Origin of the sequence: Frigoribacterium sp. 2-23 (genome assembly GCF_049601585.1) — a bacterium.
GTDB lineage: Bacteria > Actinomycetota > Actinomycetes > Actinomycetales > Microbacteriaceae > Frigoribacterium.
The window spans coordinates 1,761,225-1,775,949 of the sequence record NZ_CP187126.1; the positions used below are offsets into that span (position 1 = coordinate 1,761,225).

Consider the following 14,725-nt stretch of genomic DNA (forward strand, 5'->3'; position numbering starts at 1 on the left):
GTGAACGACAGAGGCGTCGACGGCGAGACGGGTGACGGCACGGACGACGGCCGGACGACGCCACGGCGCTCACGCGTCGGGCTCGTGATCGGCATCGTCGCCGGCGCTCTGGTGGCGTCGGGCATCGCTTTCGTCGCGATCTCTCTCACGCCGGGCTCCGACGCGGCGACGGCCGGCCCCACCGGCGGATCGACCCGCACCTCGGCGACTCCTCGTGCCGCGACGGCGACTCCCGCTACCCCGCCCCCGACCACGGCCACCCCGACGGCCTCACCCGTGCCGTCGCCGACGGCACGCGCCGCCACTCCGCCTCCGCAGGACGCCGCGGCGCCGGCCCCGTTCATCACGCCCGTCGCCGCGGGGACGGTCGTGGCCGAGGGCGACGTCGCCTCCCCCAAGGGCAGCGTCCACTTCCACTACCGGATCATGGCCACGGGTGACGACACGTACACGACGCAATGGTCCAACTTCACGTCGACCCTGCCGGTCACGGTCGGGGTGTCCTTCTTCGCGGTCGCGCCGTCGGTCGGCGACGGCCTCACCGACCAGGGCGAGGGCAGGTCCGAGCTCGGCGGTGCCACCGCCGGTCCGACATCCTCCAGCGGGACGCTCGGCACCGTCAGCCAGCCGTCCTATCTGGGCTCCCTCGTGGTCGCGACGACGAGCGCCCCGGCCGACACGCCGGTCGAGATCGGGGTCGGCAAGGTGTTGGCCGTGACAGCGGTGCGCTGGTCGGTACCGCCCCGCGCGACGAACATCGTCCCCGCCGACAGCGGTGCGGCCCCCTTCGCCACCGGCGCACTGCAGGCGACGACGGCGAGTGGAGCCCCGAAGCGCTACACCGTGGCGCCCGACGATCTGATCGATGCGGTGGCGCGCCGTTTCGGTATCTCGGTGTCCGCTCTGATCTACATGAATCAGGGTCTGCAGGTCATCGATGCCGAGCAGCACCTGTTCGAGGGCACCACGTTGGTGCTCGACCCCGACAGCGTCTGATCGCGGCCTCCGCCCTCTGGTGACGACATGAGCGAGATACGTCCGAGCCTGTGGCCGGGCCACGCGCGCCCTCGAGCGGCGGTACACGGTCACCGGTCGCTCGCGGCAGAGCGACCACCCCGCAGGCGAGGACGCGGTGGAAGGCTGACGTCATGTCGTCCCCACAGACCCTGAGCGAGACCGACCGTCGCATCGTCGCGGCCTGGGCCGCCGATTGCGCGGAGCGCGTCCTCCCGCTGTTCGAGGCGGAGGCTCCCGACGACGATCGAGCCAGGGACGGCATCGTGCGCGCTCGGGCTTTCGCCAACGGGGAGCTGGACGCCGGGGGCGAGATCCGTCGGCGCTTTCTCGCCGGGCGCGCCTCCGGAGCGGCGATCTCACCCGCAGGCAAGGCGGCCGCCTGGTCCGCCGGCCAGGCGAGCGGGGTGGCGCATATGGGGGCGCACGCGCTCGGAGCGGCCGCTTACGCCGCCAAGGCCGCCGATCTGGCGCACCCCGGAGGCGGTGCTGACGAGATCGCGTGGCAGCTGGCGGCCATGAGCGCGCCCGTCCAAGACGCGCTTCGTCGGCTGCCGCCGCTCGGCGAGGACTCGTCCGGCCCGCTGGGTGCAGGACTCCTGGCCTCCGGGGCTCTCGGACGGAACATCCGCTTGCTGCAGGCGGCGCTGGACGCTCCGAGCAGGCCCCGCCGGCACCCGGCTCGCTGACGGGAATGACCGGTAGCCTCGACCGGTAGCCCACGCGTGACCACGGAGGACCCTGATGAGCGCCGAATTGATCCACGAACTCGTCTCCGAGATGCTGGGCCGCCTTCCGGGCGGGCGAGGGCACGTCGGTGTCGACGGGGATGCCGGGCACGGCCTCGAGGAGGTGGCACGCCGTCTCGTCGACGACATGGCCTCCCGAGGGACCTCCGCGCGCGTCGTCGCGTTCGAGGAGACGGGCGTCGACATCCCGATGCTCGAGGACGAGGACGTCGTCGTCGCGTTCGGGGAGGGTGCCCTGAACCCGGGAATCCGCTCCCGGTTCGGCTGGACGCTGTGGGTCGAGGCGACCGGCGTCCGCGACCCGTCGAGCAACGACCGCACAGCAGAAGCGTTCCAGACCTACCGGACGCGTGACGAGCCGAAATCAGCAGCATCCGCGATCATCGACGTCAGCGACCCGAGCTCGTACCGCCGCGACTGGAACGACGCCTGCTCGGTCTAAGACCGCGTCGCGCTGCGGTCGGTCGAGCCGGCCTGCGGGGTGACGCCGGCGCGAGCGGGCACTAAGAGGGTCCAGCTGATCACGCTGCCGTGGAAGGTCCGAACAGCGACGAGTATCCACGCCGCGACGAGCCCCGCATAAGACACGACGGCGAATACCCGTCGGATCTTTCCGTGATGCGAGCGATCGAACCAACCACCCTGGACCTGGCCGGGTGGATTCGGTTCACCGGCTGGGCTGCACCCGCAGATTCCTCTATCTCATGAACTTCCAGCCGCCGCGAGAACGTGCCGACCCATCTGAGGACTCGACGCCCTGGGCGAGCTGCGAGACGTGCCCCTTGAGATCGTCTCGGACGGTCAGCACGGGTGCGCCCGCGGCGCCGTCGGACGATCAGTCGTTCGACGACTCGGGTTTCGGGTGGCCGGGGATGGAGTCGCCCGACAAATGGAGATCGGCGGGGTCCACGTCGATGGTCCCGACGTCGTCCGGGCCGCCGGTGCCCGGCAAGGTCTTCACCGCTTCCTCGTCGATGTCGCCGTCGACGGCGGGAGAATCGGACACGGGGGTCGACTGCATCTCCTCGACCGTCGCCTCGCTGGTCGCGGTGGAGGTGGTCGGGTCGTCGATCTCGTGCCCCGCGTCGGACGGGCGAGCTGTGCGATCGTCATTGGTCATGGTCGTGACCGTACGCCCAGAGCCGGCGCCCATGCCCAGCTCGCCCTGGGCGTCGTTCGATGAGAAGGCTCGCCCCAACTTCTCCAGGACGAAGACACCTCGAGTGGGTGGGCCCTACCGGGCTCGAACCGATGACATCCACGGTGTAAACGTGGCGCTCTACCAACTGAGCTAATGGCCTCCGCGGCGCGCTCACTGTGGCGGTACGAACCGCCGGTCGTCCAGGAGTCCATGAGCGGTTCGGACCACAGAGCTGACCGGCGAGCCGACTCCGGTGCCGGCGTCCGTCGTCTCGATCGTTCGTCGGAAGTACGCCTCCGCGGCGGCCTGGACGTCGTCGGCGGACTTGAGTGCCCGATCCGTCTCGAAGTGAGCCGCCCGCTCGAGCTCCGCGTCGACGAAGTCCACGAGCTCGGGCGGCGGGGACCCACTGCCCATCTCGCGTGTGCGAGCCTTCGCCGCTATCAGGTCGTCGGTCGAGCGACGGATCGCGTCGCCGACATCGCTTTGGGCGAGAAGCGTCGGCAGGTCCATCGGCGGCACGACCTCGTCGGGGTGATCGTGCAGCCAGCGCAGGGCACTCGCCGTTCGCAAGACGTAGAAGAACCGCTTGAGCGTGGCCGAACCCTCTTGCTGCCGTCGGGCCACGTGCAGGTAGTGTCGCCCGATGGACGCCCGTTCGACGACGTCGTCAGCCAGAGCTAGGAGGCCGTCTCGGAACGAGAAGCCACCCGTGTAGACGATGGGCGACCGCAGCCACTCGATGGCGACGGCATTGCCCTTTACGAGCAGCCGCACCGTCTTCGCAAGATCCCAGCCGTTGACGTCGAGCACTTTGTCGAGAGGTGTCTCGATGACGTCACGATGAGGCCACAGTGCCAGGTAATCCTCTCGCGGCCGCACGTAGATGAACCGGCAGTCGTAGTCGCTGTCCGGCGAGGGGAACCCCCACGCACGACTGCCGCTCTCGATCGCCCATGCGACCCGGACGCCGTGATCGATCTCGACCCCCGCCAGGCGACCATCGATCTGCGCCACGACGGACGCATCGAGCTCTTCGGGTACGGCACGCATGGCCAGGACACTATCGTCCTCCAACCTCCTTGTCGGAACGAAGTTCATCCCCGTCGTGGAGGTCCGATGTCGCGTAGTAGTCATCGACGTCCTCAGGTCGCGTGGACCATCTGACATCGAGAGCCCAGCTGAGGTCATCGAACATCCCGCCTGTCACACCAGGAAGCCGGTCATCCCAATTTCCGAAGGAGGCTATTCGACGGCGGACCAGGTCCGTGAGGAACGCAGCCGGTTAATCGAGGCAGTAACTCGTCTAGGCACCGTGCCGATCGAACTTGCTCTCGGCGGACAGCTCAAGACGGTGACGTAAATCATGATTCTCAGCCCCCTCCTGATCGAGTATTTTTCTTTGCCTTCCGGCGTGGGGATCGCGTGTGAGCCGCAACGACAGAAGGGACGTCATGCCGTCCGGGCAAGCGTCAGTAGTCCCACGTCGAACGATGACCGCCGGACGGAAGAACGACAGCGGACGCCCGTTCTGGGGCCTCGTGCCAGGGAACCCACCCGCGTAGCGTTCAAGGGTGCCCGGAGGTCTCGTCGATCGCAGACCCGTCCGGGTCGCCGGTTCGGCCACTTCCCGCGGGGCGCAGCTTTCTCGTGAGGTCGGCGAGGCCCTCGACGGCGCCGGGCCCCTGCGCCTCGGTATGGAGCGAAGCATGACGGCGACGCTGGCCGTCGTCACACCGTTGTTCGTCCTGTTGGCCCTGCCTCCGTTCCTGGCGGACCATCTGCCCCGTCTGACCGCTCTCGACATCGCGTCCCTTCTCCTCGCGGCATCGATGCTCGCCGCGCTGCCCCTCGGTCTCCTCGGCGACGGAAGGCCGACCCGGGTGATCCTGTGGCTTCCTGTCGCCGCCTACGTGGGCCTTCTCGTACTCGAGCCTCTCGAGACCCATGGCGCCGAGACGGTGATGGGGACGATCCCGTGGCTCGTCGGGCTGTCCCTGGTCGCTTTCAGTTGTACGGCCGTGGCGGAGGTTGATTCGGTCCGTGCAGGCGCCATCTGCGTGGGCATCGACATCGCCCTCGCCCTCGTCCATGTGGGCCGATTCCCCCTCATCCATGACGTGCTCGAGTTCATCGGCCTCGGCCTTATGGCCATCGCCCTCATCGCCGGTGTCCGGGCTCTTCGCGCACGAGCCGATCGGGCCGATGTCGTCGAGTACCGTGCCCGACTGCTGTTCGAACAGCAGCAGCGGCAGGTGGCGACCGAGGCCCAACGCGTGCACACCGATGCGCTGCTGCATGACACCGTCCTGGCGGCTCTGCTCACGGCCGCGGCCGACCACACCCCCGACCGGACGACGGGCATGGCGAGATCGGCGTTGCGCAACGTCAGCGATATGCAGAACACGGGTGCCCTGCACTCCGCGTCGGTGTCGTTCGGCGACGTCCTCTCGGCGGCTGAGCAGGAGCTCGCACCGTTGCGTGATCGCGCCTCCATCGATCTGGCCGCCGTCGCCGAGGTGAAGCTCCCGCGAGCCACCGGGGACGCGCTCGTCTCGGCGACCGTCCAGGCGCTCTCGAACAGTGTGCGTCATGCAGGGAGCCCGACCTACCGTTCGGTGACGGCCGTTCCGCTCGCCGACGGCGGCGCCCGCATCGTCGTCTCGGACGACGGCGTGGGGTTTGACCTCGAGGGGATCGATGCAGGACGGATCGGTGTGCGGGTGTCCATCCTCGACCGCGTTCGCCGTGCCGGTGGCTCCGCGAGTGTGCGTTCGGCTCCGGGCCGCGGAACGATCGTCGTCCTCGAATGGCGTCCCAGCGACAGTCACGACAGCGTCGCCCGGCGACCGGGCGAGGCGTTGCTGGGTCTCGTCCCTCGGCGATGGCTCTACCGCACGCTAGGCGTCGTCATCGTCGCCGGGGTCCTGGTGGCGACCTTGGATGCCGTCCTCGTGACCCACGCGTACGGCGCCGTCGTCGCCTCGGTCCTCGGCCTGCTCATCCTGCCCACGCTCGTCCGCGGAGCGAAACGGGGCTGGATGTCGAGCCACGCGGCGTGGGGCACGACGGCGGTCGGCTGTGTCCTCTGCGCCGTCGCCACCATCGGGCTCGACCCCGACACCTTCGACTACGTATCGATCGCGCGCTACACCTGCGGGGTCCTGGCCGGCGCGGCGATGGGGTGGATGGCGGAACGGAGGGCACCCCCTCTCGTCGCCGTCACGGCTCTGGTCGTGCAGATGACCCTCTGGGCAGGGCCTACAGGCGCCATCCGTCTCGGTCTCGCGGGTGAGATCGTGGTCCTGATCGCTGCCCTGCTCCTTCACCGCGCCATCCGACGGGTCACGGCGGCGGCCGGTGTCGCTGCGGACCAGCATCGAGAACTCACCATCCGCCAAGCAGAGCTCGACGCCGTCGACCAGGAGCGGAACCGCCGGTTGCACCGGGCCCACGATACCGTGGCTCCCCTGCTGCAGCGCATCGTCGACGCCGGCGGCGAGCTCGACGAATCATCGAAGGCTGAGTGTCGTGTCCTGGAGCAGGCCCTGCGCGACGAGATCCGGGGTCGGGCGCTGCTGAACGATTCCGTCCGGACGGCGGTCGATGCACTGCGACGCCGCGGCTCTCTTGTGCAAGTGCTCGACGACGGCGGACTGGACGGCATCGCGCCGAGTGACCTCGAAGCTCTTCTGTCCGACCTCGCAGGCCGACTCGGGCCCATCCGCTCACGTCGCGTCGTCGTCAGGTCGGGCCACCCGGAGTCCGGGGCCGCCATCACGGTCGTCGCGTCGACCCCCGACGAGACCGCCGCCGCTCTCGGCCTCGACGCCGACGACGAGGTGGACGTCTGGCTGACCCTGCCCCACCCCGGAGCCGCAGGCCCTCGCGCCTAGGTGTGCGACCCAGGCATCGGCCGTTGTCGTCTCAGGCGCGTCGCGCGTAGACGAGCTCCGAGGTCCACCGCCCCTGCCAGAACGCGTTCTCGACCAGATGTCCTTCTCGGCTCATGCCCAGGCGCTCACAGAGCCGTGCGGACGCGATGTTGTCCGCATCGAGGCGTGCGAAGATCCGGTGCACGCGCTGGTCGAAGAAGAGGTGCTGGATCAGCGCCTCGGCCGCTTCGGTCGCGTAACCACGCCCCGCATGATCGGGGTCGAACACCCACCCGATCTCGACCTGCGCCGACTCGACGTCGTGGAGGCGCGCGCTGACCTCACCCACGAGAGCGCCGTCTGCCTCGAGGGTGACGGCGAGCAGCAGGCGGTCGTCCTTCTGTCGGAAGACGCCCTCCTGGTTGCGGCGGATGCCAGCCAGGACACTGACGGCGTCGTGGGGTTCTCGGAACAAGTACTGCGACACGTCCTCGCGGCCCTGGTACCGCAGACGAGCAGGGCCGTCGAAGAGCTCGAAGGCCCGGAGGACGAGGCGGCCTGTCGTGATGGGCGTCGGTCGGACGGAAGACGGAGATGTCGCCTCGGACACTCTGCTCCTCACGAGACCCACCGACTTGCTCTCACTGGATCGCTCCAGATCAGGACTTCCGACGGTGGGCCCTACCGGGCTCGAACCGATGACATCCACGGTGTAAACGTGGCGCTCTACCAACTGAGCTAAAGGCCCCGACTGCGCCGGGCCGGAGCCGCATGCGAGTGGTGACAGAAACGATACCGGATGCCGCGCCTCCGACGATTCGTCGTGGAGCTGCCGATCAGACCGCGACGGGCACGAGCTTGTCGAGCGACGTCTTGTAGTCGGCGATCGAGCGGGCCTGGCCCGGCTCGGTCACGAAGTGCTCGCGGATGATGCCGGCCTGGTCGATGAGGAAGGTCGCGCGGGTGGCGAAGCCCTTGTGATCGAGGAAGACGCCGTACTCCTTCGACACCTCGCCGTGCGGCCAGAAGTCGGCCAGCATAGTGAAGTCGTAGCCCTCTTCTTCGGCGAACGCACGCAGCGTTGCCTTCGAGTCGACCGAGATGCCGATCAACTCGACGCGGTGGTCCTGGAAGAGCGCGAGGTTGTCGCGCAGGGTGCACAGCTCTTTGGTGCAGGTACTCGAGAACGCGAGCGGGAAGAACACGAGCACGACGGGCTTCTTGCCGCGGTAGTCGGAGAGCCTGATGTGCTCGCCGTACTGGTTCGGCAAGTCGAAGTCGGGTGCCTGGATGTCGTTCTCCAGAGCCATGGTGCGATCCTTCCGCGTCGGCCCGGGCGGCCGGCGACAAACACGATCGTTGATCCTACGCCCGACACGCCGAAGTGCAAGCCCGTTCTCCCAGCGCCTATCGATGCACTGTCGGGAGAGGCAACTAGAGTGGACGGGTCAGGCAGAACTGCGCTCGGAACCCGTGCGCCCGGGGCCTGGCATCTGTCTGTCCACCACACAAGTGATAGAGGTCAAGGGTGACGGTAAACGATCAGGATCCGTACACGGTCGACAAGGCCGATCAAGATCCCGAAGAGACCGCTGAATGGCGTGAGTCGCTCGACGGCCTCGTCAAGGCGCAGGGTCACGAGCGTGCTCGCGAGATCATGAAGAGCCTGCTGACGCGGTCGAGCGAGCTGCACCTCGGCGTGCCGATGGTGCCGAAGACGGACTACGTCAACACCATCGCTCCCGAAGACGAACCCGAGTTCCCCGGTGACGAAGACCTCGAGCGCCAGTACCGCCGGTGGATACGCTGGAACGCGGCCATCACGGTGCACCGTGCCCAGCGCCCCGGCGTCTCGGTCGGCGGTCACATCTCGACCTACGCGTCGTCGGCCGCCCTCTACGAGGTCGGCTACAACCACTTCTTCCGCGGCCAGGACCACTCCGGCGGCGGCGACCAGGTCTTCTTCCAGGGCCACGCCTCCCCCGGCATGTATGCCCGCGCCTTCCTTGAGGGGCGCCTCAGCACCGAGCAGCTCGACGGCTTCCGTCAAGAGAAGTCGCACGCGGCCGGCGGCCTGAGCTCGTACCCGCACCCGCGTCTGATGCCGAACTTCTGGCAGTTCCCGACCGTGTCGATGGGTCTCGGCCCGATCAACGCCATCTACCAGGCGCAGTCGCAGAAGTACCTCACCAACCGCGGCATCAAGGACGCCTCCGATCAGCAGGTCTGGGCGTTCCTCGGCGACGGCGAGATGGACGAGGTCGAGAGCCGCGGCCAGCTCCAGGTGGCGGCGAACGACGGCCTCGACAACCTCAACTTCGTCATCAACTGCAACCTGCAGCGCCTCGACGGCCCGGTCCGGGGCAACGGCAAGATCATCCAGGAGCTCGAGAGCTACTTCCGTGGCGCGGGCTGGAACGTCATCAAGGTCATCTGGGGCCGCGAGTGGGACACGCTCCTCTCCGCCGACACCGACGGCGCCCTGCTCAACCTGATGAACACGACGCCCGACGGCGACTTCCAGACCTACAAGGCCGAGAGCGGGGCGTTCGTCCGAGAGAACTTCTTCGGTCGCGACCCGCGTGCCCTCGAGCTCGTCAAGGACTACACCGACGACGACATCTGGAACCTCAAACGCGGCGGCCACGACTACAAGAAGGTCTACGCGGCCTTCAAGGCGGCGGCCGAGCACAAGGGCCAGCCGACCGTGATCCTGGCGAAGACGGTCAAGGGCTACGGCCTCGGCCCGTCGTTCGAGGGCCGCAACGCGACCCACCAGATGAAGAAGCTGACGCTCGACAACCTCAAGCAGTTCCGCGACGAGATGCGCATCCCCGTGTCCGACGCACAGCTCGACGAGAACCCCTATCTGCCGCCGTACTACACGCCCGGCCAGGACGACCCGGCGATCCAGTACATGCACGAGCGTCGCCGCGCGCTCGGCGGCTACGTGCCCGAGCGCCGCTCGAAGTACACGCAGGTGCCCGTCCCCGAGCAGAAGTCGTACGACGTCGTCAAGAAGGGCTCGGGCAAGCAGGAGGTCGCCACCACGATGGCGTTCGCCCGCCTGCTGAAAGACCTGCTGCGCTCCCCCGACTTCGGGCACCGCATCGTCCCGATCATCCCCGACGAGGCACGCACGTTCGGTATGGACGCGTACTTCCCGACGTCGAAGATCTACAACCCGAACGGGCAGCACTACACGTCGGTCGACCGCGAACTGCTGTTGGCCTACAAGGAGAGCCCCCAGGGCCAGATCATCCACGTCGGCATCAACGAGGCCGGGGCCTTCGCGGCCTTCACGGCCGTCGGCACCTCGTACTCGACGCAGGGCGAGCCGCTCATCCCGGTCTACGTCTTCTACTCGATGTTCGGGTTCCAGCGCACCGGCGACGCCATGTGGGCCGCCGGCGACCAGATGGCCCGTGGCTTCATCATCGGTGCCACCGCGGGTCGCACGACGCTGACCGGCGAGGGCCTCCAGCACGCGGACGGTCACTCGCTGCTGCTCGCTTCGACGAACCCCGCCGTCGTGTCGTACGACGCGGCGTACGGCTACGAGCTCGGGCACATCGTCAAGGCCGGCATGGACCGCATGTACGGCACGGACGACGAGGGCAACCCGCTGCACAGCGACCCGAACGTCATGTACTACCTCACGGTGTACAACGAGCCGATGGCGCAGCCGGCCGAACCGGAGGGCCTCGACGTCCACGGCCTGCTCAAGGGCATGTACAAGCTGAAGTCCGCCGAGAACCTGGGCCCGCGCGCCCAGCTGCTCGCCTCGGGTGTCGGTGTGCCGTGGGCCCTGGAGGCACAGCAGCTGCTGGCCGACGACTGGAACGTCGCGGCCGATGTCTGGAGCGTCACGTCCTGGAACGAACTGCGCCGTGACGGCCTCGAGGCCGAGGAGCACAACTTCCTCAACCCGAACGCCGAGCAGCGTGTGCCGTTCGTCACCGAGAAGCTGCAGAACGAAGAGGGCCCGGTCATCGCGACCAGCGACTTCATGGCTGCCGTGCCCGACCAGATCCGCGAGTTCGTGCCCGGCGACTACCTGACGCTCGGTGCCGACGGATTCGGCTTCTCGGACACGCGTGCCGCGGCGCGCCGCTTCTTCAAGATCGACGGCCCCTCGATGGTGGTCCGCACGCTGCAGGCCCTGGCCCGCCGCGGCGAGGTCGAGGCCGGCGTCGTCCAGCAGGCGATCGACCGTTACCAGCTTCACGACGTGACGGCCGGCACCAGCGGCACGGCCGGCGGGGAGAGCTGACCCGGCCGTGACCGCGCAGCGCAAGGAGGCGCCCAGCACGAAAGAGCGCACCCTCGCGTGGCTGCGCACCGTGTCGGGTGAGTTGTCGACGCAGACGATCAAGCGACTCGAGGACACGCTGCCCTGGTATGGCGACATGCCGCCAGGGCGGCGGTCCGCGGTCGGTCTCGTCGCGCAAGCCGGCATCACGTCGTTCATCAGCTGGTTCGACGACCCGCGATCGACACCGTGGATCGCCGCCGACGTGTTCGGCGCCGCGCCCCGCGAGCTCCTGCGCTCCGTCAGCCTGCAGCAGACGCTTCAGCTCATCCGCGTCACCGTCGAGGTGGTGGAGGAGCGGGTCAAGGACGGCGACGACTCCCTGCGCGAGGCGATCCTGCTCTACTCGCGCGAGATCGCATTCGCATCGGCCGACGTCTACGCCCGGGCCGCCGAGGCTCGCGGCCTGTGGGACGCGCGCCTCGAGGCACTCGTGGTCGACTCCATCCTCAGCGGCGAATACGACGACGAACTACCCAGCCGCATCGCCGCCCTCGGCTGGCACGGTCACGGCGAGGTGGCGGTGCTCGTCGGCACGGCCCCGCGCATGCTCGACGTCGACATGCTCCGCCGCACGGCCCGTCATCTCGAGGCCGACGTCCTGATCGGTGTCCAGGGCAGCCGACTCGTCCTCGTCATCGGCCGAGCCGATCCCCTCACCGACGACGTCGAGCCGGGCACCCCGGCGCACCCGTCCTTCACCGACATCGCGCTGGCCCTCGAGCCCGGGTTCGGCGAAGGCCACCTCGTGCTGGGCCACGAGGTGCCGAGTCTCGTCGACGCCTCGAAGAGCGCGAAGGCGGCCCTCGCCGGGTTCGCCGTCGCCCGCGCCTGGCGCAATGCCCCGCGCCCGACGCTCGCCGACGACCTCCTCCCCGAGCGGGCCCTGGCCGGGGACCCCGTCGCACGCTCCGCTCTCGTCAATCGCGTCTACCGTCCGTTGAAGAACCACTCGACAGAACTCCTCACGACGTTGTGGTGCTATCTCGACAACGGGCGCTCGCTCGAGGCCACCGCCCGCGAGCTCTTCGTGCACCCGAACACGGTGCGGTACCGCCTCAAGCGCGTCTCGGACGTGATCGGCTGGGACGCGACGGGTGCACGAGAGGCGCTGATCTTGCAGTCGGCGCTGATCCTTGGGTCGATCGCCGACCATGACGCGCCTCCTTCGCGACGTCGCTGAGACGGCGACACACCCGCAGGGCGGCGCCCTCAGGAGGCGCGACCTGTGGATTCCGACAACCCTCACGACGATCTTTGGTCGAGTTGCTACACCGATACGCCCGCCGATGTGGGCATGATTGATCAGTGATCGTTGTCGTAGCGCCCGGCCAGGGCTCCCAGACCCCAGGATTCCTCGAGCCGTGGCTGGCCGACCCCGAGCAGCGCGCGCTGCTGGAGTCGCTGTCCGAGGCCGCAGGGACCGACCTCGTCGCCCACGGCACCGTGTCCGACGCGGACACCATCAAAGACACGGCGGTCGCCCAGCCGCTGATCGTCGCCGCCGGCATCATGACCGCTCGGGCCCTCTTCTCCCGGGTCGACCGGGCCGCCGTGTCCGGTGTCGCCGGCCACTCGGTGGGCGAGTTCACCGCTGCCGCCGTCTCGGGCGTGCTGACCGACGTCGACGCCGTCTCGCTCGTCGCCGAGCGCGGCCGTGCCATGGCCGACGCCGCCGCTCAGATCGAGACCGGCATGAGCGCCGTGCTCGGCGCCGACGAGGCCGAGCTCACCGCCCGCCTCGCCGAGCTCGGGCTCGAACCCGCCAACTACAACGGCGGCGGTCAGATCGTCGTCGCCGGCGAATCGGCCGCTCTCGCAGCGCTTGCCGCCGAGCCGCCCACCCGTGCCCGGGTCATCCCGCTCACGGTGGCGGGTGCGTTCCACACGCGCTTCATGGCCCCCGCCGTCGAGCGCCTGCGCAGCGCCGCATCCCAGGTCACGGCCTCCGACCCGACCCTCACGCTCTGGACGAACCACGACGGCTCCGTCGTCGACGCGGGCGGGCGCTTCGTCGAGCTGCTCGTGGGCCAGGTGTCGAGCCCGGTGCGCTGGGACAAGACCATGGAGTCGTTCGCCGCCGCCGGCATCACCGGCCTCGTCGAGCTGGCCCCCGCCGGTGCACTCACCGGCCTCGCGAAACGCGGACTCAAGGGTGTGCCGTCGGTCGCCGTCAAGACGCCCGACGACCTCCAGGCCGCCATCGACCTCATCGAGGGAGCAGCATGACCCACCCCCAGCTCAACCAGACCACGGGTGCGCAGTTCACGCGCATCTGGTCGCTCGGCGCCGCCCGCGGTGAGAACGTCGTCCCGAACGCCGACATCATCGAGCCGATCAACTCGTCCGACGAGTGGATCCAGCAGCGCACGGGTGTCATCACGCGCGTCCGGGCCGACAAGGAGACGCTCGTCGTCGACCTCGCCGAGATCGCCTCGAAGGAGGCCATCGAGAAGGCCGGCATCCGCCCCGACCAGATCGGCGCCGTGCTCGTCTCGACGGTCTCGAGCGGCGTCCAGACGCCGTCCGTCGCCACCCTGCTGGCCGAGCGCGTAGGGGCGAACCCGGCCGCGGCGTACGACATCTCGGCTGCCTGTGCCGGGTTCACGTACGGCATCGCGCAGGCCGACTCGTTCGTCCGCACCGGTCTCGCCGAGTACGTCCTCGTCGTCGGTGCCGAGAAACTCAGCGACGTCATCGACCCGACCGACCGCACCATCTCGTTCCTGCTCGGCGACGGCGCCGGCGCCGCGATCGTCGGCCCCAGCGACAGCGCGGGCATCAGCCCGACGGTGTGGGGCTCGGACGGCTCGAAGTGGGACGCCATCGGCATGACGAACACCATGACGGAGTACCGCGAGGGCGCGGGCACCGTCGCGTGGCCCACGCTCCGCCAAGAGGGCCAGACCGTCTTCCGCTGGGCCGTCTGGGAGATGGTGAAGGTCGCGAAAGAGGCCCTGACCCGGGCCGGCGTCACCAGCGACCAGCTGGCGGCGTTCGTGCCGCACCAGGCCAACATGCGCATCATCGACGAGTTCGCGAAGCAACTCGGCCTGCCCGACACCGTCGTGATCGGTCGCGACATCGCGACGACCGGCAACACGTCGGCCGCCAGCATCCCCCTCGCCACCCACCGCCTGCTGTTGGAGAACCCCGAACTCAGCGGCGGACTCGCCCTGCAGATCGGCTTCGGCGCCGGTCTCGTGTTCGGCGCCCAGGTGGTCGTGCTCCCGTAGCGCGCCTCCGACGGGCTCGCCCCGCGGACTGTATAGGCTTTACCCCGGTCACAACGACACCCCCTCAAGGAGAGAACACCATGGCACTGTCCACCGAAGAAGTCCTCGCCGGCCTGGCCGAGCTCATCAACGACGAGACCGGCATCGCGACCGACACCGTCGAGTTGGACAAGTCGTTCACCGACGACCTGGACATCGACTCGATCTCGATGATGACCATCGTCGTCAACGCCGAAGAGAAGTTCGACGTCAAGATCCCCGACGAAGAGGTCAAGAACCTCAAGACCGTCGGCGACGCCGTCACCTTCATCACCAAGGCACAGGACTAGGCGTCTGCCGCCCGGCCGAGCCCTCGCGGCCGGCCGGGCGCACACCGCCGCCGGCGTGTCCGCGCTCGC

General features: G+C 68.7%; 13 protein-coding genes and 2 tRNA genes. 9 read left to right on the forward strand and 6 right to left on the reverse strand.

Features of this window, described 5'->3' with window-relative positions; genetic code table 11:
* The 3 genes from ACPEEZ_RS08255 (at window position 1) to ACPEEZ_RS08265 (ending at window position 2,205) form a co-directional block, all read left to right on the forward strand.
* Window positions 1-996, forward strand: coding sequence for a LysM peptidoglycan-binding domain-containing protein (locus ACPEEZ_RS08255; RefSeq protein ID WP_423917336.1), 996 nt, complete (start codon window positions 1-3; stop codon window positions 994-996).
* A gap of 152 nt (window positions 997-1,148) precedes the next feature.
* The gene (locus ACPEEZ_RS08260) at window positions 1,149-1,703 is read left to right on the forward strand and encodes a putative immunity protein (protein ID WP_423917339.1); all 555 of its coding nucleotides are present in this window, start codon (window positions 1,149-1,151) and stop codon (window positions 1,701-1,703) included.
* Window positions 1,704-1,758: 55 nt separating this feature from the next.
* Entirely contained in the window at window positions 1,759-2,205 is a 447-nt protein-coding gene (locus tag ACPEEZ_RS08265; protein WP_423917342.1) for a hypothetical protein, read from the forward strand.
* A 393-nt stretch (window positions 2,206-2,598) separates the two neighbouring features.
* On the opposite strand, the gene ACPEEZ_RS08270 is transcribed toward ACPEEZ_RS08265, so the two are convergent.
* From ACPEEZ_RS08270 to ACPEEZ_RS08280, 3 genes are all read right to left on the reverse strand, one after another.
* Window positions 2,599-2,883 (reverse strand): hypothetical protein, encoded by a 285-nt coding sequence (locus ACPEEZ_RS08270; RefSeq protein ID WP_423917345.1) that lies wholly within the window; start codon window positions 2,881-2,883, stop codon window positions 2,599-2,601.
* 108 nt (window positions 2,884-2,991) lie between these two features.
* A tRNA-Val gene (locus tag ACPEEZ_RS08275) sits at window positions 2,992-3,063 on the reverse strand.
* Window positions 3,064-3,075: 12 nt separating this feature from the next.
* Window positions 3,076-4,095, reverse strand: a complete 1,020-nt coding sequence (locus tag ACPEEZ_RS08280; RefSeq protein ID WP_423917347.1) for a nucleotidyltransferase domain-containing protein — start codon at window positions 4,093-4,095, stop codon at window positions 3,076-3,078.
* 518 nt (window positions 4,096-4,613) lie between these two features.
* Between ACPEEZ_RS08280 and ACPEEZ_RS08285 the strand changes: the two genes are divergently transcribed.
* Window positions 4,614-6,800: a sensor histidine kinase gene (locus tag ACPEEZ_RS08285; RefSeq protein ID WP_423917350.1), complete on the forward strand. Its 2,187-nt coding sequence runs from the start codon at window positions 4,614-4,616 to the stop codon at window positions 6,798-6,800.
* Window positions 6,801-6,831: 31 nt separating this feature from the next.
* Here the strand turns inward: ACPEEZ_RS08285 and ACPEEZ_RS08290 are convergent, their stop codons facing one another.
* From ACPEEZ_RS08290 to ACPEEZ_RS08300, 3 genes are all read right to left on the reverse strand, one after another.
* Entirely contained in the window at window positions 6,832-7,389 is a 558-nt protein-coding gene (locus tag ACPEEZ_RS08290) for a GNAT family N-acetyltransferase (protein ID WP_423917351.1), read from the reverse strand.
* Window positions 7,390-7,454: 65 nt separating this feature from the next.
* Window positions 7,455-7,527 (reverse strand) — tRNA-Val (locus ACPEEZ_RS08295).
* Between the two features lie 88 nt (window positions 7,528-7,615).
* A complete protein-coding gene (locus ACPEEZ_RS08300) occupies window positions 7,616-8,089 on the reverse strand; it encodes a peroxiredoxin (RefSeq protein WP_423917354.1) in 474 nt (157 codons plus the stop codon).
* A gap of 218 nt (window positions 8,090-8,307) precedes the next feature.
* Here ACPEEZ_RS08300 and aceE point away from each other — a divergent pair, with 218 nt between their 5' ends.
* The 5 genes from aceE (at window position 8,308) to ACPEEZ_RS08325 (ending at window position 14,656) form a co-directional block, all read left to right on the forward strand.
* A complete protein-coding gene (aceE, locus tag ACPEEZ_RS08305) occupies window positions 8,308-11,052 on the forward strand; it encodes a pyruvate dehydrogenase (acetyl-transferring), homodimeric type (RefSeq protein WP_423917357.1) in 2,745 nt (914 codons plus the stop codon).
* Window positions 11,053-11,059: 7 nt separating this feature from the next.
* On the forward strand, window positions 11,060-12,274 hold the full coding sequence (locus tag ACPEEZ_RS08310; protein ID WP_423917360.1) for a PucR family transcriptional regulator: 1,215 nt from the start codon (window positions 11,060-11,062) through the stop codon (window positions 12,272-12,274).
* A gap of 125 nt (window positions 12,275-12,399) precedes the next feature.
* A complete protein-coding gene (locus ACPEEZ_RS08315) occupies window positions 12,400-13,320 on the forward strand; it encodes an ACP S-malonyltransferase (RefSeq protein WP_423917363.1) in 921 nt (306 codons plus the stop codon).
* On the forward strand, window positions 13,317-14,327 hold the full coding sequence (locus ACPEEZ_RS08320; RefSeq protein ID WP_423917365.1) for a beta-ketoacyl-ACP synthase III: 1,011 nt from the start codon (window positions 13,317-13,319) through the stop codon (window positions 14,325-14,327). Before ACPEEZ_RS08315 ends, ACPEEZ_RS08320 begins: the two co-directional genes overlap by 4 nt.
* 80 nt (window positions 14,328-14,407) lie before the next feature.
* The gene (locus tag ACPEEZ_RS08325) at window positions 14,408-14,656 is read left to right on the forward strand and encodes an acyl carrier protein (protein WP_423917368.1); all 249 of its coding nucleotides are present in this window, start codon (window positions 14,408-14,410) and stop codon (window positions 14,654-14,656) included.
* The last annotated feature ends 69 nt before the right edge of the window (window positions 14,657-14,725 follow it).

Bases quoted from the DNA above. Each gene is read 5' to 3' on its own strand.
- ACPEEZ_RS08285 (WP_423917350.1), top strand. From the start codon at position 4,614: ATGACGGCGACGCTGGCCGTCGTCACACCGTTGTTCGTCCTGTTGGCC.
- ACPEEZ_RS08325 (WP_423917368.1), top strand. From the start codon at position 14,408: ATGGCACTGTCCACCGAAGAAGTCCTCGCCGGCCTGGCCGAGCTCATC.
- ACPEEZ_RS08300 (WP_423917354.1), bottom strand. From the start codon at position 8,089: ATGGCTCTGGAGAACGACATCCAGGCACCCGACTTCGACTTGCCGAAC.
- ACPEEZ_RS08270 (WP_423917345.1), bottom strand. From the start codon at position 2,883: ATGACCAATGACGATCGCACAGCTCGCCCGTCCGACGCGGGGCACGAG.
- ACPEEZ_RS08280 (WP_423917347.1), bottom strand. From the start codon at position 4,095: ATGACCTCAGCTGGGCTCTCGATGTCAGATGGTCCACGCGACCTGAGG.
- ACPEEZ_RS08260 (WP_423917339.1), top strand. From the start codon at position 1,149: ATGTCGTCCCCACAGACCCTGAGCGAGACCGACCGTCGCATCGTCGCG.
- ACPEEZ_RS08320 (WP_423917365.1), top strand. From the start codon at position 13,317: ATGACCCACCCCCAGCTCAACCAGACCACGGGTGCGCAGTTCACGCGC.
- ACPEEZ_RS08265 (WP_423917342.1), top strand. From the start codon at position 1,759: ATGAGCGCCGAATTGATCCACGAACTCGTCTCCGAGATGCTGGGCCGC.